The sequence below is a fragment of the Aquimarina spongiae genome (assembly GCF_900141785.1).
Lineage (GTDB): Bacteria > Bacteroidota > Bacteroidia > Flavobacteriales > Flavobacteriaceae > Aquimarina > Aquimarina spongiae.
Genome location: NZ_FQYP01000007.1, coordinates 138,862 through 161,573 on the forward strand (window position 1 = coordinate 138,862; position 22,712 = coordinate 161,573).

At 35.1% G+C, this 22,712-nt stretch carries 23 protein-coding genes; 15 read left to right on the forward strand and 8 right to left on the reverse strand.

The features are described 5' to 3' along the window. Positions 1-23: 23 nt before the first annotated feature. The 15 genes from BUE24_RS16335 to BUE24_RS23995 all read left to right on the forward strand — a co-directional run bounded on the left by BUE24_RS16335 (position 24) and on the right by BUE24_RS23995 (position 10,436). A complete protein-coding gene (locus BUE24_RS16335) occupies positions 24-866 on the forward strand; it encodes a DUF4138 domain-containing protein (protein ID WP_073318031.1) in 843 nt (280 codons plus the stop codon). Positions 867-880: 14 nt separating this feature from the next. After that, positions 881-1,375, forward strand: a complete 495-nt coding sequence (locus BUE24_RS16340; RefSeq protein ID WP_073318034.1) for a hypothetical protein — start codon at positions 881-883, stop codon at positions 1,373-1,375. A 34-nt stretch (positions 1,376-1,409) separates the two neighbouring features. Beyond that, positions 1,410-2,012, forward strand: a complete 603-nt coding sequence (locus tag BUE24_RS16345; RefSeq protein ID WP_073318036.1) for a hypothetical protein — start codon at positions 1,410-1,412, stop codon at positions 2,010-2,012. Between the two features lie 31 nt (positions 2,013-2,043). Further along, complete coding sequence (locus BUE24_RS16350; protein ID WP_073318039.1) at positions 2,044-2,607, forward strand: hypothetical protein; 564 nt, start codon at positions 2,044-2,046, stop codon at positions 2,605-2,607. Positions 2,608-2,635: 28 nt separating this feature from the next. Next, positions 2,636-3,181, forward strand: coding sequence for a hypothetical protein (locus tag BUE24_RS16355; RefSeq protein WP_073318041.1), 546 nt, complete (start codon positions 2,636-2,638; stop codon positions 3,179-3,181). After that, positions 3,168-3,746, forward strand: coding sequence for a hypothetical protein (locus BUE24_RS16360; protein ID WP_073318044.1), 579 nt, complete (start codon positions 3,168-3,170; stop codon positions 3,744-3,746). The genes BUE24_RS16355 and BUE24_RS16360 overlap by 14 nt, the downstream gene beginning before the upstream one ends. A gap of 70 nt (positions 3,747-3,816) precedes the next feature. Then, positions 3,817-4,698 (forward strand): hypothetical protein, encoded by an 882-nt coding sequence (locus BUE24_RS16365; protein WP_073318047.1) that lies wholly within the window; start codon positions 3,817-3,819, stop codon positions 4,696-4,698. Positions 4,699-4,719: 21 nt separating this feature from the next. Beyond that, on the forward strand, positions 4,720-5,001 hold the full coding sequence (locus BUE24_RS16370) for a hypothetical protein (protein ID WP_073318049.1): 282 nt from the start codon (positions 4,720-4,722) through the stop codon (positions 4,999-5,001). Positions 5,002-5,103: 102 nt separating this feature from the next. After that, positions 5,104-5,424, forward strand: a complete 321-nt coding sequence (locus BUE24_RS16375) for a hypothetical protein (RefSeq protein WP_139242030.1) — start codon at positions 5,104-5,106, stop codon at positions 5,422-5,424. A gap of 168 nt (positions 5,425-5,592) precedes the next feature. After that, positions 5,593-6,219, forward strand: a complete 627-nt coding sequence (locus BUE24_RS16380) for a hypothetical protein (RefSeq protein ID WP_073318054.1) — start codon at positions 5,593-5,595, stop codon at positions 6,217-6,219. A 38-nt stretch (positions 6,220-6,257) separates the two neighbouring features. Continuing rightward, positions 6,258-6,680 (forward strand): PH domain-containing protein, encoded by a 423-nt coding sequence (locus BUE24_RS16385; RefSeq protein WP_073318057.1) that lies wholly within the window; start codon positions 6,258-6,260, stop codon positions 6,678-6,680. 234 nt (positions 6,681-6,914) lie between these two features. Next, the gene (locus BUE24_RS16390; RefSeq protein ID WP_073318060.1) at positions 6,915-7,715 is read left to right on the forward strand and encodes a hypothetical protein; all 801 of its coding nucleotides are present in this window, start codon (positions 6,915-6,917) and stop codon (positions 7,713-7,715) included. Between the two features lie 63 nt (positions 7,716-7,778). Next, positions 7,779-8,528, forward strand: a complete 750-nt coding sequence (locus tag BUE24_RS16395; protein WP_073318063.1) for a hypothetical protein — start codon at positions 7,779-7,781, stop codon at positions 8,526-8,528. Positions 8,529-8,664: 136 nt separating this feature from the next. Further along, entirely contained in the window at positions 8,665-9,441 is a 777-nt protein-coding gene (locus tag BUE24_RS16400) for a hypothetical protein (RefSeq protein WP_073318066.1), read from the forward strand. A gap of 164 nt (positions 9,442-9,605) precedes the next feature. Then, positions 9,606-10,436 carry a hypothetical protein gene (locus BUE24_RS23995; protein ID WP_073318068.1) on the forward strand — a complete coding sequence of 277 codons (831 nt, stop codon included), beginning with the start codon at positions 9,606-9,608 and terminating at the stop codon, positions 10,434-10,436. 127 nt (positions 10,437-10,563) lie between these two features. Here BUE24_RS23995 and BUE24_RS16410 read toward each other — a convergent pair whose 3' ends face one another. From BUE24_RS16410 to BUE24_RS16445, 8 genes are all read right to left on the reverse strand, one after another. Beyond that, positions 10,564-11,322 (reverse strand): LytR/AlgR family response regulator transcription factor, encoded by a 759-nt coding sequence (locus tag BUE24_RS16410; protein WP_073318071.1) that lies wholly within the window; start codon positions 11,320-11,322, stop codon positions 10,564-10,566. 379 nt (positions 11,323-11,701) lie between these two features. Beyond that, positions 11,702-12,151: a hypothetical protein gene (locus tag BUE24_RS16415; RefSeq protein ID WP_073318073.1), complete on the reverse strand. Its 450-nt coding sequence runs from the start codon at positions 12,149-12,151 to the stop codon at positions 11,702-11,704. Between the two features lie 1,244 nt (positions 12,152-13,395). After that, a complete protein-coding gene (locus BUE24_RS16420; protein WP_073318076.1) occupies positions 13,396-14,682 on the reverse strand; it encodes a KamA family radical SAM protein in 1,287 nt (428 codons plus the stop codon). A gap of 18 nt (positions 14,683-14,700) precedes the next feature. Further along, positions 14,701-16,935, reverse strand: coding sequence for a TOMM precursor leader peptide-binding protein (locus tag BUE24_RS16425; RefSeq protein WP_073318079.1), 2,235 nt, complete (start codon positions 16,933-16,935; stop codon positions 14,701-14,703). Between the two features lie 21 nt (positions 16,936-16,956). Next, the gene (locus BUE24_RS16430; RefSeq protein ID WP_073318082.1) at positions 16,957-17,592 is read right to left on the reverse strand and encodes a hypothetical protein; all 636 of its coding nucleotides are present in this window, start codon (positions 17,590-17,592) and stop codon (positions 16,957-16,959) included. 24 nt (positions 17,593-17,616) lie between these two features. Continuing rightward, entirely contained in the window at positions 17,617-20,967 is a 3,351-nt protein-coding gene (locus BUE24_RS16435) for a TOMM system kinase/cyclase fusion protein (protein ID WP_244548172.1), read from the reverse strand. Between the two features lie 47 nt (positions 20,968-21,014). Further along, positions 21,015-21,626 carry a serine/threonine-protein kinase gene (locus BUE24_RS16440; protein ID WP_073318088.1) on the reverse strand — a complete coding sequence of 204 codons (612 nt, stop codon included), beginning with the start codon at positions 21,624-21,626 and terminating at the stop codon, positions 21,015-21,017. Between the two features lie 52 nt (positions 21,627-21,678). Continuing rightward, on the reverse strand, positions 21,679-22,638 hold the full coding sequence (locus BUE24_RS16445) for an FHA domain-containing protein (protein WP_073318091.1): 960 nt from the start codon (positions 22,636-22,638) through the stop codon (positions 21,679-21,681). Positions 22,639-22,712 lie beyond the last annotated feature (74 nt).

A 22,712-nucleotide genomic window follows, 5' to 3' on the forward strand; every position in this document is an offset into this window, starting at 1 on the left:
AACAGCATAAAAGACAACCAATTATGAAACGCATTTTTTTAATACTACTAACGATTATAGCAAATCACTGCTTAATTCACGGTCAGGATAACCTGGTACCTATCAACAAACAGGATACTCTGTTGGTCTCTGACGTAAAAACAACACATCTGTTATTTGATAAAAAAATCAAGTATGTAGATATAGGATCTCCATATTTTGTTGCAGACACTTTACCACAGATGATTCGGTTAAAGCATATTGGAGAAGAGCTTATCGATAGCCGAAGCCAACTCTCTAACCTTACTGTGATCACTGATGATGGAGGTTATTATTCTATCGCATTAGGATATGATCGTTTTGCTCCATCTGTGACTTATAAAGTTAAAGCCTCAGATCATTTAGTATCTGTCTTTAAAAAAGAAGAGGAAGAAGAAAAAGAAAAAGAAGATCAGTTTGAATCCCTTTGTACTCAATTGGCAAGACACAGCCGCAACATCATGAACATTAAAGATGGTAAAAAAGGAGATTTGAGAATAGAGGTTGCAGGAATATACTATATCGAAGAGAAAATCGCCATTCGCATAGCGTTAAAAAACGAATCTACGCTAGATTTCGATATCGACAATATACTGTTTAGAACCAAGCTACGTAAACGAATGAGCAAGGATTATCTGTACCAGGAACGTGTCATTCCTCCAATCTTTACCTGTACCGATAATTTTGAAATCATAGGTCATGGTGAACAATCGGTAACCTTACTGTTTAACAAGTTCATGCTGAATGAAAACGAGAAACTAGCCATAGACATTTTTGAAGAAAATGGCGGTAGATCGGTAAGTATCGATATCCCAAGAGAGCGATTATTACGCCCAAAGATTATCTAAAACTTGAAAGAAAAATGAGAGCACTTATTGTAATAGGAAGTCTTTTTATCACTATGACCTCATCTGCTCAATATCTGGATTTCCCAGGAATGTTCATGAGAGGAACCGAAAGAAATAAGGTAAGAGAATGGGGTCGTCAAATGACAAAAACGACTACAGCCTACACCAGTACTGTAGCCCCCACCGCAACGATTATGGCTGCAAAAGAGCGCTATTTTTTTACTCCGGGAATTACCATCAAGTATGATGATTATAGTGATATCTGTAATGGATACATAGGGTTTAAATCAAGAGGAGCCTGCAACAATAAAAAAAACTATCTGATATACGCTCACAAAAGGGTACTGTACCTCTTATTAACAACCACCAAAAATAGGGTAAACGTAGGGGTTATGGAGCAAATTGAAGAGAAGTATGTGAGCATCACCAATACCATATATAAAGAGCTTGAAGCTATGAAACGGGAAGCAGAGCGGAAAATTCTGTACAGATTATTATCCAAAAACTAACACACAGGGGATTAAAAAACAAAAATACAATATCATGAAAGGGACACTAAAATTAATCATTGGACTGCTATTTATTAGTCAAACATGTTTAGGACAATTTGTTCATGTACATACACATTTCAACAATAACGACAAGAAAACACGTCAAAAGTTAGTTGAGCTTGGAGTCACTGTAGGAGCGAGAAACGGTATCATGGAATACCAGAATTCTTTGCTGTCGCAATCCAACAGGAATATGGAAAAAATGTTGGACGAAAACTACAAGCGCAAACATAACTATGAAGAAAAGGATGGGGCCTCACTAGCTGCTTCAATTGTATCCTCTTTGGCAAGTACTACCGTATCTAAGTATGCTGTACTCCCGTATATGACAAGAACGAAAAGAGAATACTTTGAGAACCTTTCTAAAGACAGAGCTATTCTTCTTGCCTTAATGTATTTAGATAAATCGAAAATTAAGTCCTCTAAGCGTCAAGAGATTTATCAACTGCGAAGTGAACTTATAAAGGAGTTTTCAAAATACGATAAAGATGCCAGAAGGATTCTATTCTTTTCTGCCCTTGGATTAGTGGTTATTAACTATGCTACTTTCTCTGAGCTATCCGGAACATTAAAGGTAGCAAACATCGTACTCTAAATATCAATGTAATCAACAAATCATAGCAGCAATGAAAGCTATACAAAAAATAACGATAGTGATCTGTCTCTTGAAAGGGTTAACCATTTCTGCACAGGAATATCCTTTCCTAACAGATCCAGGGTCTATGGGAGGTTCTATTGGCGCCTACTACTTATACAGATCATTACTATCTGAAGAGAAGAAATTAACTTCTGAGATTAACAATTACAGAAACAAATACTATGAGCGACTTGCTTACCTAACAGGTCCTACTGCAGCAGGTGCTCTTTATGTTAATGACAAACTGGATGAGGAAATGTCGAATGCCAGAAAACGATACAATACACTCACCAATAGAAATAGCACCATGGCTTTCTTTAATTACACTAAGAAAAAGAGAAACACCAAGAACCTGGCGACTGCAAAGCAGATGATCGATAACCTGCAAAGAGAACTCGACAACAATAATTCGCTGATTATTCTATATGGAGACAGGCTCAACCTATATCAAAATGCGATGGAATCTATTTTCAATATTCATCGACTTCTCGATATGATTGAAGATAGTGTAGAACAAAGTGCACTGACTGATTTTATTACAAGACGAAAATAACGCTGACACTGAATTAAAGAACTAAGACATGAAAAGAATTTTGATATATGTACTGTTTGCTATGCTAAGCTTTTCGGCAAAGTCACAAGCGGTTATTACACATACTATGAATGTAAGTTGGACGGATAACCTTTCTCAGAGCCGATATAAAAGCATCAATAGCGAAAATCATAAGTTAACCGGGAAACTAACTGCAAACACTCCTTTCATCCTAGGACTTAGCAGGGTGTACAAAGAACAGTACGATGAACTAAAAACATTAAATCGTTTGTTTGAGTTAAGAGCTAAAGGAAGTATAGCAAGGTTCGCAAATGGGACAACCTTTAGTAATAATGTTTATGACAGCATGGGATATATACATACAAAGTACCCCGTACTCAATCTAAATCCGGGAGATACTTTTAGAAATCTTATCATAAGAAGAAGATATAGCACCAAACTAAATAGGGAAAAAAAGAGGATTGAAAACTATGTAAATCCCGACAACCCAATTCCTGAAGGAGAACGTATTTATCTCATACTCTCAACCATAGAAAACGTACTAAATATCACTTTACACAATGAAGAATATTAGCATAGTTACAATCATCTGTTTGTGCTGGGGTATGAGCATTCAATCACAAACGCACTCCTCATCTATAGCCGATGTAGTTGTTGCTGCAGAAAAAGGAGTTATTGCAGGGCTTCTAGGAGTTGAATTAGACAATAAGAAGGATCAACTTAGACAGATTAGAAACCTAAAAACCAAAGAAACTACTTATGCAAAAAACAGAAGAGTTACGGGTAATCTTAAAACTTCTCCTGTGTATGGAGCGGTGTATATCATGTCCAACAGTTTAAGTACTAAAATAGACAAAGTAAAATCAAATATAAAGACCAGAAAGTACGCCACCTTTGGTATCATGCATGGACTCAAACGTCACGAAGTTGATCTGGAAAAACAAGAAGAATACTATAAAAAATTAAAGTCTGAGTTAGAAGTTATTTCAAGTGGTTTGCTCCTTAGCGGAGGAACCGGATATAACTACACAGCCTTCCTAAAATTATTGATTCGGATGATGAGAGTTAGAGAAAAAGTACATCAGATAGATAAAGACGTATTGAATCTAATGGGGGTTTCCAGGATCCTTGCAAAGTAGAACACGATCCTATTTAGGGGACTCTGGAATAATAATCATGTCGTATTGGGAATAAACAAAAAACAAAAAAATGGATTTAACAGATATTATAAACAGTCTACAGACTGCTATTTTTGAAGGGAATGTTGGAGATAAAAACCTCTTTGGGTTATACCAATATATAGATCAAATCATAGATTATGCTTATGGCTTAGCTGCCGTACTAATGATCATCTTAGTAGGATCTAAAGTAATCACTTACTTTGCCAACCCATCAGGAAATTTGGACCCATATACTCTGGTAAGGCCCATCTTAATCTTGGTAGCCTTAGTACTATATAAACCACTAGTAGAGCTTCTTTTGTTTAGCCCTACGGATATTATAGCCGATGTGACCGAAAATGCGGCTCATTATGTAACCAAAGTGGGTGACGCGAAAGAATTTGAGGACAGTTACAATGGAAGTATCACACATATTCAGGATAGTAATGCCGACGGAAGTGGTGATGGTGTCTATGACGTACTACAAATCAATCCGTTCTTAGAACTACTACACCTTATCATCTTTTTTATTGCATCTGTAGTTGCAGGATATATCATGCTGCGGCAGATTATTTATAAAGCTATTTATTTTGTTATCGGAGTATTTGCCTTACCGCTAGCTTTAATACCGGGCAATCAAGATGTATTGAAAAAATGGTTCTTCGGTTTTTTAGCCGTTCTGTTATGGATCCCTATTCTTACCATTCTCAAGACCATTTTAATATTAGTTCATAATAATACTGCATCGGGAGGTTTTACTCAGATACTCATGTCAATATGTTTACAAGTGGTGATGATCATTGCAGTGCTTAGAGTCCCAAAATACGCGAACATTTTGGTGAGTGCTGGTAGTGACTCTGGAAGCAATTTTACAGCCAGCTTCATGACCGTACCTGCCATGGCGATGTATAAGAAATTAAGAGGAAAATAATCATTAAAAAAACAAATTATCATGGAATATAAAACACCAAAAGTATTAGAAAAAAAGCCGGTAATAGCAGGGTATGACCTTCAGACTATTGTCATCATAGTAGCTTCTATACTCCTATTTGTATTTACCATATTCAAGTCCTTTTTGTTATCACTCATATTTCTTGCCATTGGCGCTATGTATGTATATGTAAATAAGAAATTCCCGCAAAAAGGAGAGTTAACCACTTTATTAAAATACAACTCAAGTACAAAATGTATTAGAATCGATCAGCAAATCAGATCGATGGTCAAAAACAAGTAATCAAGAATTGTAAAAATAACGAATAAAATAATTGTCAAACTTTAACCAAACAACAAAATGAAAACTTCAAAATTTAATATTAAAAATTTAAAATTAAACAACATGAAACTTGAAATTAAACATTCAAAACTATGGCTAACAGTATTGTTAATCGCCATTAACATAGCACCGTTATTTGCCCAGACTGACGATGTAAACACCAAGCTAGCGTCTTGGGGAGAAGACATTAAAACCATTCTTAATGCAGTAGTAGGGATCTTCTCTTTCGCCGGGGGTTTTTTAATCTTCGTTCAATACATGCAAGGTAACGAACAGGCACAAAGAAACTTTATTCGATTTATTATCGGTTTAGCGATATTTGGATTGGTGGCTTTGATAGCAAATATTTTCTTACCAGACGCAACAGCAACGACTACCCCATAATTAATTAACACACTGAAATTTTAATAATCAACAGCCACTAAAATGTCTTATTAAAAGACCTGCAATGTCGCTGTAAAGAATGTATAGCTGAGCCCAGGGAGGTTATCGGCCGGGATAAACCATGTCCTTGAGCTCGGCGCACATTCTTCAACTTAAAAAGAAAACACAATGGATTTAAAATCACTAAAAGATATTCCAGCTAGTTTTGCGTTGGCAAAAAAATCGCTGCTCTTTGGACTCATCATTTCTACTTTAGTGTCTTTGGGCAGTCTTACTTGGGCATTTTTTACAACTCAAAGTATTAGAGATACGGCTTATGTACTTACCAAAGATGGAAAAGCAGCCTTAATGCAAGGCGTGAATGTAAGCGAAATAGACGCGTATAGAAAACCCGAAATTCTTAATCATGTAAGGATGTTTCATACCGCATTTTGGGAGATAGATGAGTTCAATTACAAAAGAAACATTGACAAGGCCTTATACCTTGCAGGAACCTCAGGGAAACAACTCTATAAAACACTAGATGCAAATGGACATTTTGCCAAGATATCGACAGAAAATCTGAAACAAAAACTCATTGTAGATTCTATACAAGTGAATGATCAGGTTAAGCCTTACCAGGGAATATTCTACGGAAAATTAAGAGTATTGAGGACAGATCAAAAGACAGAGTCGATAAATGAGCTAAGAGCCAAATTTGTTTTACACAATGTTTCCAGAACCGATAAGAATCCGCATGGATTGCTTATAGAAAACTATCATTTGGATCTAAAGCCTATTGAATCCAAGAAATAGACAAAAAACACTAATCAATTAAGGTTAAAAATTGAAGTATGGAAGAAAAAAAATTATGGGCCGGAGTTCCCTCGCAATGGATAAACTTCATGTTTTACCTTTGTTGTATACCATTAACTGCAGCTTTCGGATTGGGGTTGATACTCGCCTTATGGAAATATTATGACACAAGACTTCATAAGTTGCTAGTAACCGACCAACGCATTATTGAAGAACGAGGGATCTTCTCTAAAACCACTAATGAAATAGAATTATACAGAGTAAAAGACCTTACGTTTGAGCAACCCTTTTTTCTCAGAATTTTCGGTTTATCCAATATTGTTCTGGTCACTGCAGACCACTCCAGTCCAACATTTGTTCTAAAAGCAATAAAAGAAGGGAAAAAACTAAAAGAACAATTGCGTATTGCCATTGATATTAGAAGAGATCTTAAACGAGTAAGAGAAATAGGTTTTAGTTAATTCGGCAACAATTGACAGCACCCAAAACATCAAAATCAGGGTGAAAAGAATATGATTCTATCCTGATTTTCGGCTAATCGTTAACCTTTTCACAAGAGTTAAATAACTAATTAAAAATCAAAAACATAGAAATTATCTGAAGATGCATTCATCTTTTCAGGAGCCACTCTTTATTTCAATTTCTATAGATAACATAATAATAAAATTAATAGTAACCTTTAAAATTAGTACAACATGCCAAAAGAAAGATTAGAATATGAAGGTGATTTTTATGTGCCTGAAAATATTGTAGCCTATACCGGAGATCTTAGCAACAATCCAACGGTATACTTCAAACAGATCATGGAGGATGGTAATATCAAATTTGGACATATTACTCAGACACATGAACGTGATAAAATTAATATTGGAAGGGAAATGGTTGAGTCTGATCCTACCTATACCTTGGAAAACGAAACTATCGACAACGAATACATTTCTGTTGAAAGAGTGAATAACGAAATTATTCACCCCAGTCGAGGCCCCCATACCGTAGTAGGTCCCAACGATAATCTGATAAGGGACGAACTTGCACAATCAATCACAAAGCACAAGGGCTGCAAAAAAATGTATACCCGTGATTATATCCAGGAACAAATGGATTTTATCAAACAGGAACCTAAGATTGGAGATCAAATAGAGCAATTGGCCGATCTTAACCAAGAGCTTGAAGAAATCATGGACCAATATGTTGACACCTATCCTGAGCATACCAAGGATTTGCTTCAAATGAAAAGTGAATTAAAAGGAAAAGTAGGAAACGAATACTTCAAGTTAGTTGAAGAAAGAAAAGAACAGAAAGCTGCTTTGGAAGCATCCAAAAACTCGAAAAAGGAAAAGAAAGCTTCAAAAACGGGTAGAAAGTGGTCTTTTTCCTCCTTTTCCAGGGCACAAAATAAAGATAAAAAACCTAAAGAAAAATCAAATAACGCATCAAAAGACAATCAAAAATCTAATAATAACAAGAAAAAGAGAAGTTTCAGTTTTAAGAGATAACTCCTAAGAATTTCTAATACCAATACATATAAATCAAGTAATAACCTTTAAAATTTAAATATCATGCCAGACAAAAGAAAAAATTACGCAAAAGATTTTTACACCAAAGACAATATTATAGGATACACAGGAAACATTGATGATAATCCTACCGTATATTTCCAAAAAGAACACAGTAACGGAGACATCACTTATGGGCATATCACTCAAGCCCATAAATACGATAAAGTAAACATTGGAAAGGAAAAAATCAACACCAACAAAACCTATAAATTGGTTAATGAAGTAGTTGGTGAAGATTTGGTATCCAAAGAATACGTAAATGGTAAATCATTTCATACCAGTAGAAATCCGCATAAAAAAGTATTACCTAACGATGACAAGATCAAGGACAAACTAGCAAAAGCTATTGAAAATAATCCTGGTATCAAGAAAATGTATACCAAAGATTATGTACAAGAGCAATTAGAATTCATCCAGCAAGAAGATCTTAAAGATCAGCAAAATCAATTAATCGAGCTAAAAGACGAGGTAAAAGAGATCAATCATCAGTTACAGGAGATTCGCAGACATAAACCAAAGACGATTGTTCGTCTCGAAAACGAACTGGAAGCTTTTGAAGACGATTTAATAGAAGAGTTTGAAAAGGTTCAAGAGAACATTAACAAACAGAGCCAAAAAGACAAACCAAAATTAAACTTTAGCGAGCCTTTAAATAAATCTGCTAAGCTTAATAGTGACCAAAAAGCACAACTAGATAGTTCTAGTAGTCAAAACAAAAGTCAGAAAACAAAAAAACCACTTAAAGTATAGAAATAAAACCAAGGTTTTCATGTTCAACATGATTTCATTTTGGTTGGTTGAAGAGGAGGTATTCATTTTCAATTTATGCTTATGAATACTTCCAAACTTCATCATTAATAAATAGTAACTTCAAAAAACGAGTACAATGCCAAAAAGAGAAAAAGAGTACGGTGATGAACTTTATAAACTAGAAAACATCGTAGCATATACCGGAGATATTGATAAAAATCCATCTGTGTATTTTCAAATCAACCATGATAATGGTGATATTACTTATGGACACATCACACAAGACCATAAGAACAAATTCAATATCGGTAAAGAAGAAGTAAGAACAAGTGATTCTTATGAATTTAAAAATGAAATGGTATATAACGAAGAGACCGAACTAAATGAGTTGAGATCTTTTGAATATGACCAGAATGTAAAGCAGGGCACTCACTTTCACAGGAGTCGTAATCCACACATAAAGGTAGATCCAAATGATCTTGAAACCATAGCAAAACTTGCTGAATCGATCGGATCCTGTAAGGATATTAAGCCAAAATATCTTGATCAATATGTACAGGACAAAATAAAAGAGTATGAGGACACTCCTGATTTTGAAAAAAAATTAGATGAATTAAGTACGACCATAGAACAGGTGACCAAAAAATATGTAAAGAAAAAGCCTGGTAACAAACTAAAGTATGAAGCAAGGGAGAAAAGGTGCAAGGATCTAATAGACATAGAGAAAACAGCATTACAAAAAGATAAAATAGAAAAAGAGAAGGTAAATGAAAAACCGAATCTTAAGGAGATGAGCAAGCCTGTAAATTTATCAAGCCAACTAAGTGACTCTCAAAAATCTCAATTACAAAACGTGCAGTCACAGAAAGATCCAAAACAGAGCAAGGATAACAAGAAAACAGTACAACTATAGGTAGTATCCCCTCTGGATATTCAAAAAATGTGATATAACCGAAGGATTCATGTTGCACATGATTTCATTTTGGTTGGTTGAAGTGGAAGTATTCGTTTTGATGTTTCAAATATGAATACTTCCAAACTTCAAAAAAATCAGAATAACTTCAAAAAGGAAATAACATGTCCAAAGACAAGAAACAACAACAAAAAGAAGGTCAGGAAGAGAAAGAAAAAAACAAACGTATCAGCTTTGAGGAAGCCATAGACGCTATGCCTCAGGAAGCGCAACTTGCTTTACGTTTAATTATGGATGCTTTGAAACTCTCTTTTCAAATCATCAAGTCTCCTCATACAGCTTGGAAATTTTATAAAAAACACTCTTCAAAAGACGATACTTCTGAAGAAATTGAATCTGAAGTTGAATTAGCATCGGTGATAGCACAAATTGAAAAAAACATCATAGCTTTTGTAGAGAAACACCCAGATCCCAGCAAAGCTAAGCTAGATGAAGTGCTTGAAGCATCTTTTAAAGATATACCAGAGCATTTGCAACCGGTGGTACAAATGACTACCGAAAATGTGATGCACCGGTTAGAAGCCGAGAAGAAAGAAAAAGCGGTTAAAATCCAAGAACAAAATCAAAAAGAACCCTTGAAAGAAAAGCATCAAAAAGAAGATGCTAACCAGAAGAAAGTAGAAAACATTGTACAAAAACCTGATCCAAATAAGGAAGTTGAAAAGCAGAAAAATGTCAAGCAACAGCCTGAAATACTCCCAAATTCCTTAAAAGCAAAAGGTAAAAACAAAAAACGCAGCCATAGCGTTATTGAAAACAAAAAGGAGAAACAGGAAAAAAGCCGACAGTATGAACCAAGAATGAGAGCTGCTTTTTGCCAACCTTTAAATCAAAAAAGCAGCCCTATTAGGGATAAGTACAAACAGAAGAGTAAGCAAAAGAATAATCGTAAACTTGATCAACCAAAAAAGATAAACAGAAGATTTAGCGTCTAATCTAACCCCCTATATGATACAAACAACATGCATCCCAAAACCTTAAAACCTTGTATAAAGAAATCGTTGATAAACGAAACTCCTTTACACAAGGTTTTTGATCATTATTTTACAGAAAAAACAGGGTTTATTTTATTCTTAAGTATTGATAAAAGGAATCTATTCTTCTTTTTGATACCGGCAAAAACTGCTGATCCACAATTTCTAAATATACCCCATCCTTTTTCTGTACGTTGGATACAAAGTTCATGTTCACCAAATACGAGTGATGTGTTCTAAAAAAGTTGTTGTGCTGTAGTAAATTTTCGTAGCTCCCCAGGTTCTTACTCGATAAAATCATTTCCCCATTACTGGTGTGAAAAACCGTGTAATTCCCATCAGATTTTAAATATAAAATCTCATCTACCTTAATGATCTTTACTTCGTTAAGACAAGAGATAGCTATAATTTTTAATGGATCTGCTGCGACAGGTTTTTCGTCTTTTCTTGTGTAAGATCTTTTTAGTTCTAAATTAGACTGTGCTTTTTCGACTGCTTTAATTACATCCTCGGCAATAATCGGTTTAAGTATATAATCTGTTGCTGCATAGCTAAACGCTTCTAATGCATAGTCTTTTTCTGAAGAAATAACTATTAATTCCTTTTCTTTAAGATGCTCAGGAAAATGTTCAAATAATTCAAAAGCGCAATCACCTCCCAAATTAACATCCAAAAAGATAATGTCGAATTTACCTTGCTTAAGGATTTTAAGAGCTCCTTTCTTACATTTTGCAACCGTCTTTACCGCCACATTCGGGCAATTTCTTCGTATTACCTGTTTCAGTAACTCTACCTGACAGGAATCATCTTCAATAATAATTGCTTCTAATACATCTAACTTATTCATAATATATTTTTAATCAACAATTTGTAATGATTTTAATTGTATTCAATCTACCTTATTCATCAATATAAATAGTGCTAGTAGGTATTCACGAAAAGGGAATTTTGACGATTGAATTTACATCTAGTACGAAGGTGTTTTACTTCGTTGATTTAATCATTATTAATTTGGGATGTATTTTTAAAATCTGAAATAGTATTTGGGTAATATTATGATTCATTTTGTTTAAGCCCCAAAGTTTTTCAATAAGATCGTTGGTAAAAAAGTAATTTTTCATCTATAGAGTAGTTTTAAGATTATGTATCAAATGTAGTTTCAGAAATCTTAATATGAAATACGTATTCCCACCTAAATCTACTTCTATTTTATTCTTATTTACAACCTACAAATATGGATCTACCAAGGTATAACCTAGTTGTTTTCTAATTTTCGTTACGTATTTGGAAATGTTTCCCGGTTCTATAGTCTTAGTTTTTGACGGTATGATGTAGCTATCCAAAACCTGATCATAAATCGTTTTAGTGCCAAAAGCTCCTAAGTCTGCACATATTTTTATATGTATCGCAATATGTTTATTTACTGTACTACAATTATACACTTCAATCCTTATATCAGGATCATCATTAAGTTGTGCAGTAATGTAACTATTAACTGGGATCTCCATGTTTTCAATTTTCCCAGTTCTCATTTTATTAAACTGGCTTGAGTAATGGATATCATAGCAATTCTCTCCACGTTGTACCAACTGTAAAGTTGTTTTTATACGTTTCCCAAATAGCCCACTCCCCAATTTGACTATTTGCGTTCTTGTATTGATAATAGGATATGACATACAATTCAATTTTAGATTAATAATGAAGTAGTAAATTAATTATGGAATAAAATTATAGAATAATGAGGGCTAGAACTATTTCACGGTATTTCATTAGAAGCTTAACTGATTTTAGAAATCCCCTTAAATGCCAAGCGCTGTAGAACCATACCCCCCAGATTCTACAGCACAATTATGTTAGATTGTAAACTTGGCTTTATGAATATCAAATCATTTTGTTTTCCTGCAATTTTCCCTTGCTCATTGATTTGATATAACTTTCTTTTTAATGTTGGCTAATTTTATCTTGTAAACACAAAAAATACCTTCAATATCCCGAACACTATACTTTTTCTATATGAGTTTTGTGTGTCTTGAGTTATCATTTCAAAAGATGTTTTTTAATTGTTATTGTTTGATGAAACAAATATATCTCGATCACTCAGAAAATAATATTTCATCATATTTCATTATTTATTTCAAAAGTTATAAATAGTCCCAAAAAAAAAGCTGTAGGATCTACCCCCAGATCCTACAGCTTGGTCATCTAACATCGTCCTCTTAACACTCATTGTACATCAAATCATTTCTCCCTATGTTCTCCCTGAATTATAAATCGATTTGATGCAACTTTATTCTTTAATACGTTTAATTAGTTTGACAAGACAAATATATGTGGGGCCATCAAAAAATAATATTTCATCATATTTCATTACTTATTTCATAATCCTCAAACATCACAAAAAAAGCTGTAGAATCTACCCCCTGATCCTACAGCTTAGTCATCTAACATCGTCCTCTTAACTCACATCACACATCAAATCATTTCTCCCTATGTTCTCCCTAATTATAGATTGATCTGATGCGACTTTATTCTTTAATACGTTTAATTAGTTTGACAAGACAAATATATGTGAGGCTAGCAAAAAATAATATTTCATCATATTTCACATCTTATTTCACCTTTCTAAAATGCTATAAAAAAAGCTGTAGAATCTACCCCCTGATCCTACAGCTTGGCCATCTAACATCGTCCTTGACATTCATTTAGCATCAAATCATTTCTCCCTATGTTCTCCCTGAATTATTGATTGATCTGATGCTGCTTTATTCTTTAATACGTTTAATTAGTTTGACAAGACAAATATATGTGGGGCTAGCAAAAAATAATATTTCATCATATTTCATCACAAAACAAAAGAGCAGTAATCACTTGATTTACTGCTCTTTGATATCTATTTTATTTTCAGAAACACTCTAAGTCACTAATGCATTTGCGCTAACGGCACCTTTTCTTCTTTGAATAATTCAAACAGATCTCCGGCACTCTTGGTATGTTCATCGTATGGAATCAATTTAATTTTTCCTTCTCCATCAGTTTCGGGGGGAGATTGAAGGCTCTTAAGCACAAAATACTTTTCTCCGTTAATCTCGGTTACTCCATCCAACAATACTCGATTAAGGTCATTCATAAAAACCGGCCCTCTTACTGTTCTTGCCAGACCACTAGTTTCCTTTTGAGCTTCCTGAAAAACACGAAGTGCTTCTGCAAGAGGTACCCTAAAGCACGATTCTGGATTATGATCTGCTTCTACAAACAGATAGTAAGGCACTAAACCATTTGCTATTTGATGTTTCCATAGCGCAATAAGATCCTTTGGAGTATCATTAATACCTTTTACCAGAGGTCCTTGACAACGTATCACAGCTCCTGTCTGTCGTATACGTTGGATGGCTTCTTTTACCACATCATTTTCTAACTCTCTTGCGTGAGTAAAGTGCGCACAAAAGTTCAAATGTTTTCCTTTGGATTGTATGTATTCAAAGAGTTCTAATAGTGGCTCAGCATCTTTATCGGTAGTAAATCGGTATGGCCACCAGGCTAATGCCTTAGAATTAAAACGAATGACTTGTACTGATTCTATTTCCAAAACAGGATCGATATATTCTTTAATTTTTGATGCTGTCAATACCAAAGGATCTGCACCAGTAAACAACACATCGGTAATTTCTGGATTAGCTTTTAAATAGGGTATTGGATCGTATGGATCTCTATACGCAGTCTTTTTTTGAGCTTCTACATTATCAAACGCCACCCACCTGAAGCAATAAGAACAATACGCATGACAAGTCTTTACCATAGGATCAGGAAACAGATTTAATATGGTTGGAAAATTTCTATAAGCTCCGGTAATAATCTTCCCATCCATTTCGGGATACCCGGTATCGGCATGCTTTACTTCTGGATGCATCTTTTTTCTAACGGCTTGCACAAAACTATTCCTGGTTTTTGCATCCATGCCCAATTGAAACAATTGTTTTAGGTGTTCAAAATCAAAAGCACTTAACATTTCCTTTCTTGGGAAAATCAACTTATAAATTGGGTCTTCTGGAACCTCATCCCAGTTAATCAGGTGTTCTAAAACATAATTATTTGCCTTAAAATGAAAAACAGTAGATAAAATGTCGAAGACCTCTCGCTCTCCTTCTGGTAATCTGTCGTAATATGGGGTGTTTTTAAAAGTTTTATTGTTGAATGATTTGAATATCATAAGATGTGTTGTTGACGATTAAATAAAGATACTTTTAGGATTGAGTTGGCTTTCAGACAATTTATTGTCTAACCACCCCATTTTGACGGGTACATCATATAGTCTTCCTGGTCCCGTCCTTCTCCAGAAGTGACGCAGCCCAGGCGCTATTACTTTTACAACGGGCAAACCTACATCTCCTTTTGTCAAATCAAGAAACAGGACCTCCAGATCATTTCTTTTTGCTGTTTGAATACAAAAATCTAGTGCGCTTTCTAAATCTGGATTGCACAAGGCAGGATAATCTGTTTGAAGATTCTTCTTTTGAGTAGCTGTTGGTTTTAAATATTGATCTGTTTCTAAAGTTGCTGTATTCAACCAATCTATAAAAACAGGATCCTTTGTAAGATAGGTTTCTGATTGAACAATGGGTAATAATTGATTTAACTCTATTACTGCTCTCTCTATGGCTATATGAGCATCTACATGTGTTCCAAATGCATAAATAATATCACTTTTCTCAGCATTAATCAAGGATGAAATTGCCACAAATGTGGGTATATTCAGATCAGAAGTAATATCCAAAACATAAATGGTACGATCTAAAGATCTGTAATATTCGCTTACCGTTTGCAGATAAGGATTTTTTGTAGTCGACAAATCTACCTCGGGCCTTCTAATTCGATTATACCACCAAATAGCGGCAGCATCTCTTTCTACCAGTTCTAGAAAACCTTGTAAAATAGCTTCTTTAATAGTATTTCCTGCAGCACAACCATTAGAATCGGGATACGAGTACAATTTATTCTCGTCTTCTGATGGATATTGAGAATAACTAAAACAAGAAGGCAAGTGTTTATACTTTTGATGGGTTAATGAATAAAAAGAAGTCCATTCCATTTTTTCTTTACCATCAAAAGGCTGTGGAACATATGCATAAAACTTGGAAGTATTCTTGTTAATTTCTTCTCTGTTTTCAAATTGTGTTTCACTAAAATTCATGCATTCATTTGGCAAAATAGCATCCTCCAAATCCTCATAAGACGCGGTAAAGCTATACTCGTCGCCATGATACATCAAACTGTAGCGTTCTATTGCTTCGCAAAGTGCCCCTGTTTTTGCTTGACTACTATTTTTTCCTTTACCTCCGTTTCCACTACGCAAATGATGATTGAGCCAAAATAATGAAGTGCTTTGTAATGCTCTGTTACGACCAGAGGCAAAATTGAATATAGGCGTACCTTCCTTTTTATGGTATGGTGATACCTTAGGCACCACTCCCGTGATCTTACTTATATGATGCTTATATTTTTTAAATGTTTCTTCGGCTGGAACGGTTCTATAGCCGCCCAAAGTATTGCTAATAGTTGTTGTAGCATCAATAGTAATCGAAGCTGTCTTTTTCTTAAAGATATATTCATCACCACATGCTTTACACTGTGGTCGCTTGGTGACCGTATGGAGTGTACTTTGTATTGTTTTTGTGTCAAACGAAACAATTTTTCCTTCCAGTTTATGATTTTTTTCTTCGTATAACCATTGTATGGTTTCCATAGCTACCATATTATTAGTAATACGATTAGAAATAGGGTGTTTGGGACGTATTTGACGCTCCTCATTATACCCTGTTGATTTATAAAACTGCTTAAACGGTTGGTTAATCATCAACCTATGATGCAAGCATTCCCAACATGCTGTTTGACCTGGAACAAAAATTGGCCCTATCATAGTTTCAATACCTGTGGGTTGAACCATTAACCATGTTTTTTTCTCTTTTATAAACTTCTTGTTGAGTTCTTTTAAGGAGTTATTACTGTAATCGTCCGTTATTACAATAGTAATTGAAGATGGATCCGTACCAATTCGTATTCCAGTTTCGACGCAGATGTTTTTTAAAACAGTATCATCAACGTTTCCTACGGTATGGATTTGAATTGATTTTTTTGACAATACTCTTTTTAGCCTTTCGACATCAAAGCCCAATTGCTCCCAATACGCGGTTTGCTCTTCTGAAAAAGAGGAATCACCTTCTCTGATAAATCCTTTCCATTCGAAAGAGGATATAATTTTAAAAATTGAAATAAAATCTGACCGATCCAAAAAGTTTTGAGCAAGTTCCTGGGTAGAAAATTTACCCTTTCCTATTTCTTCCAAAACATCTATTTCTAATGGATCAGATAAGGTAATAATATCATGATCAGAAATTACATGAAGTAATTTCTGATCAATTTTTGTGATATTAAGATTAGATTTTAACCTAGGGTTATCAATCATAAATTCTATAATGATTACTATTTAGCAGCAAGTCATGATGATTTCTGCATCTGCTTTTTCATTAGCTTTAATTGTCAAAAGCATATCAGTATTAGGTATGTAATTTGGCATCACTAATGTTTGATTGTAATTATCCAAATCTTTAATTCCCAAATTCATAGATGCAGTAGGTTTATCCTTATTCACTTTTGCAATAGTTTGGCTTTCTCCTCTATCGCTTAAAACCACTTTTTCTACCACCATAGGAGACTCCTTTACTGTGATAATTTTTTGATGATCGTCATCCGCAAATTTTTCTTTTGGCGTCACCAATAATGTTGGCCAGGCAGTGTGATGATCTAAGACTATTTCTAATCCTTGCTTTGGAAGCGTCATACCTACACCTTCAAAAGGTATTTTTTCTTCATCATCAAAATAAAACACATATTTGCTCTGGTCGTGTAATTTCCCATCGGTTAGAAAAGCGATCGTCTTTTTAGGATTTGTGAACGCATCATACAGGTCACTATCCTTGGCGCAGGCTAGACATAATTCGTAGTATTTTCTACAAATCTCAAAGATCTTTTCCTGGTCATCTCCCCATGCAATTTTTTTTGACACTGCAGGTTCTGCATTATTGATAATACTTTGTAATTGATCAGTTTTAGAGTTTTCCATTTTTAATTATTTAGATGTGAATACTTAGTTCAATGATTCTATCCGTTTGGATATAATTTCTTCTTTTTGTTGATCTTTAACCCAACTTTTATATGCATTACATGCATGTAGTTCAAGGATTCCGGCGCCTTGCTTTTTGGCAATTTCTATTGCAGTTTCAAAGAGTTCAACTTCGGTATCTGATATTTTTCCTTGTTTAGCACATTGTGCGTTTGCGAGCATATGGTATAATGAAGACAAAAATGCTTTTTCATCACTATTCTCACACCATTTTATAGCGTTTTTAGCTCTTTCTATCGCTTGATCATACAATTTCAGATTACTCAAAGTGTCAATCAAAACTCCCTCCAGATAAGAATGTAGATAGGTCTGTTTTGAAACAATCCTCATCTCAGAAAAACCTTCTTGATTTTCCGTTTTACCTATCCTCCAGTAATTATATACATTGGAGTACTCTGCCAAAAATCCCATTTCGGGGTATTCTTCAAAAAATGTAGTACTGATACCATTAAGTTCTTCGATCCACTTTTCGTCTCTGGTTAGCCAAGCGATTTGTATAAAATATACATTTGTGATCGCTATAGAAGGTACATGTTCTATTTGTATCGCCCAATCACGACCTTCTTTGACATGACGTTTGGCCGCTTCAATATCTCCCTGTAGCGCTAAACTAAATGCGTAATTGACGTGCGCATGAACTTTGGGATCAATCCCATTACGAAAAGCGATCTCTACATCCAAATCCTTATTATACAAGGACAACGCTTCTTCAAAATGTGCAGATGCTTCAGGCAGAAAACCATCGGTAGTCACAAACATTCCCATAAGAGGTAGACTATCCAACAAATTCTGTCTTGTTTCTGTTTTCCTGGCTTTTCTTATCATTGCCTTACACAGATACATCGCCTCCTTTCGATTAGAACGCATATGGTGATACTGCGCTAATCCCCAGTTACTGGTATGATCCGCACCACTGGATTGGAAGGTTTCCATAAAATCAACATCGTCTTTGAGCAACTCCTCTAATTGCATTGCTCTTTTCGAAAACACTTCAATCTGCTCACTACCATATCCTTCTAAAACCATAAGGGCAGGAATGATAATTCGATTGGTTTCCAACTCATTTTTCCAAGAGGTTATTCCTTCATCACATTGCTCAATCCATTCCAAACATTTCAAGGATTCGTTATAGGCTTCTTGGTTTAAGGATCTTCGTATAGAGAATTTTGTTTTGTTCAGCCCGTGATGTATGGCTTTTTCGTAAGACTTGGCATTTGCATAGTGCTCTGCAAGTTCAAAAGGATTATCTCTCACCATATCATCAAAATCACTCTCGATGGTTTCTGCAATTCTACCATGGACCTCCTGTTTGAGTAAGGACACCATACTATCATAAGCTGCATCCCGAATTAAAGCGTGACGAAATACATACTTTTCATTTTGCACTTTACGATGATGATAAATCAGATTGGCGTCCATCAGTGCGTTCAGATTGGTTTGCACCATACCCTCATCATGTAGTGATGATTTCACCAATAAATCATAAGTAAACTCACGCCCTATGGCAGCAGCTAATTGAGCGGTTTCTTTGGCAAAACCGATATGATCCAATCGAGCATTTAATAACCCTTTCAGTGTTACAGGAACCGAAGTAGCATCAAAACTTTGTGCCAACGTATATGTTCCCTCTTCTTGAACCAAATACTTCTCTTCCAACAACATTCGGGTCAAATCCTCTATAAATAATGGTATCCCGTCTGCCTTTTCTACGATATAATCAAGAGCAGCAGATGCTATTGGTTGTTGTGATAATATATCTTTAATCAGAGATTCTGTAGCTATCTGATCCAGTGTTTGCAGTGATATCTCGGAAATGTTTTCAGAATTCCAATCATATTTAAACTCTGGACGAGCGGTACCTAACAAAAAGAAGTTTTTCTGGTCCAATTTTGAAATTATCGTGCTCAAAAAGTCTAAACTTGTTGGGTCGATCCAATGCAAATCTTCGATAATGACCGTAAACTTTTTATGTGTATCTATATGAAATACTAGTTTTTCTAAGGCATCATATAAGATCTCCTTTTGTTCAGTAGGGGAGGCTTCAGAAACTTGATAGGAGTCTCCTAATGGAATAGAAAACCAGGAACATATTATGGGGATAGCTTTTTCAGTATCGCAGTTTGCTTCTTTTAAGGCTTCCTCTAGATGTGGGATCACCAATTCTGGATCATGTATCCCAATATCTCTTTTCAACATTTCAAAAACAGGATGCAACGCATTGTTCTGATGTTCTGGAAGGCATCGACACTCGCGTACTATAAACTCATTATTGATCAGTTGTTTTTTGGTTTCGTAAATCAACTTGGACTTTCCTATTCCGGCTTGTCCTTTGATTACAATCGCTTTTCCATTATTAGATTGTATAGATTCCCAAGTGGTAAAGATCTGTTTCTGTTCTTTCTCACGACCAATCATCTTTTGATCGGCGCTACGTGGACTTAAATTAGAAAGGGCTTCGGTCTGGCGCTCTCCTGTTAACAAATACACATCTGTTGCATTTACAATTCCAGAGAATTCTTTGGTAGTAAATTCTTCAAATTCTAAATGCGCATCTAATAATTTTCTGGTCGTTGCAGTTGCCAGAATCTGCCCTGGTGGAGTCGTATATAAAAGATTAAAGGCAGTATTGGTTACCAATCCCTCTGGAGCTGTATTGTGCTTAATAAGTACTGTTCCAGAATTCATGGCTATTCTGATTTCTAACGCAACTCCATGATTTGCAAACAACAAAGTACTTCTTTTTTGTAGTTGGCCTATTAATTCTAAAGCTGTTCGTCCTGCCCTTCTAGCATCATTATCGCTTCCTTGAGGATAACCAAAACACATGACAATGGTATCTGCCATAACCCCCGAAATATGTGCACCGAAACGAACCCCTACATCCTTGCATAAATGCAACTGATCTTTCTGAATCGTTTCTAATGTCTCCATATCCATTACTGCATGATCGGACACAGATAGAATGAGTTTTGCACATAGCACTGTAATCTGTCTTTTTTCGCTATGCGCACTTCGCCATACTAATTGATTTACTTCGGTAGCGTCATCTGATTGTAATGCGGTTTCTTTTTGAGGTTGTACTTGCCCTACCAGAGTATTAAAATTGATTTTAGAAAACTCTTCGTAAGCCAATGCTGCACTAGCAATACGTCTCGTATGATTTTTTTCTAAAACACGGTTGAGTACTTTACCTAAAGAATGTCCAAAAATTGAAGGAGGTAAAGGTACGTCTGCCGGGTTTAATTGTTTTTGAAACACCTCTGCTACATTTGATCCTTGAATCGCAGGTTGGCCTGTGAGGCATTCCAATACAATTAACCCCCATGCATATAGATCAGATTTTACTGTGGGTGGTTCTCCTCTTAGCTGTTCGGGGAACTATAGGCAGGGGTACCAATCACCTCGTGAGTAAGTGTAATATCTTTATAATCGTCGGTCCTGAAATCATGAGTAAATATTCCTATTCCAAAATCTAATATCTTAATGTGTGATCTGGTTCCGGTTTGGGTCACCATGATATTATGAGGTTTAAGATCCCGATGAATAATCCCTTTGGCATGCGCTGCTACCAGAGCATCCAGGACTTGCCCCATAAGGACACCCGTTTCATCGGCAGACAAACCGTTATGTAGAGTGATTAAATCTTTTAAGGTCTGCCCAGAGATATATTCGAAGACAGCAAAAGGCTCTTGATTGGCAGTAAAACCCTTATCCAATAACTTTACAATATTGGGGTGATTAATTTCTGCACAAAGCTTTGTCTCGCGATCAAAACGAGCAATTTGTTGCTTTATGGACTTTTGATCCGGTATTTCTTTAAACTTCAGTATTTTGATGGCTACGGTCTGGCCTGTACTAATTTGTTTGGCCTTATATACAATTCCGTAACCTCCTTCACCAATCTTTTCAATTATGCTGTAGTTTTCAAGTTCAATATCGACATTGGGGGTATGCTTAGTCGAGGGATTTTCCATGATTTAGTTTTAAATTATTGTCTTTCCGTATTTATTAAGTTTATAATTCAATTTAATTTGCTATCGCTAAAACTTCACCTATACACTGATCTTCTTTTAAGATTTGAAAAAACTGATGTGCAAAGCGTATTTCACCATATCGTCTTTCAATAATATTAGAGAAGAGATAACCATATGGTTTTGTTTCCAGTAATAATTTTCTGATGCGATAAATTTTTAGATTCAAGTAGTAAGGATCTAATTCTTTACCAAACTCCTTGCTCATGTCTTCCAGTAAATCCTCGATTGACATCCAGCCCTGATCTCCTATAACAGCACCCATTTGTACATCTTCTAATCTTTTTCTGGCCAGCGCCAAGAGAATATAATTGTGAACTCGTTCTCCCAAATCCAGTTCAAGATTTTGAGTAATAATCTTGATATTAATATGTTCTTCATCAGAACTTAAGATAAATTGGAAGTAAGCATTGTTTACTACATACCCATTATCCATAGTATCTTCTAAGACTTGATTTTCGATAAAGATGTATTCTTCATCATCAATGATGTAGCTGCTATTCTGAATCAAATCTATTATAGTTCCTTTTTTTTCGAGTTTCCAGACAGCATCTTCAGGATAGATCAAAATCTCTGGTTTTTCTTCATTTGGAAATGCATGACCCGAGGTAAGTTCTATTACTTTGTTTGGGTCTTTAACAGATCTAAGATAACTAGATGGAGGATCCACATTTAAGATGTCCCACTGTGTTGATTCGTGCTCTCCAAACTGTATTTTATGTCCTTTGGAAAGCTTTACCGCTGTATTGTTTATATACTCTCCATTTACAATAGTACCATTTCTACTATGATCTTGAAGATACCAATTACTACCGCGCCATGATACTAACGCATGTGATTGAGATATATCCTTTTCTGCAATATAGGTATTAGCAACGTTGCGATTTCTCCCAAATGTATGTTGGGTATTAAGGTATACAATTTCTCCAGTACTTTTATTTTTAATGATTGCCATTACGTAACTAGCCCATGAAGTTCATTAAAATTCTTATCAGAATAAAATCGACCTTTTAAATTTCGGATTTCATA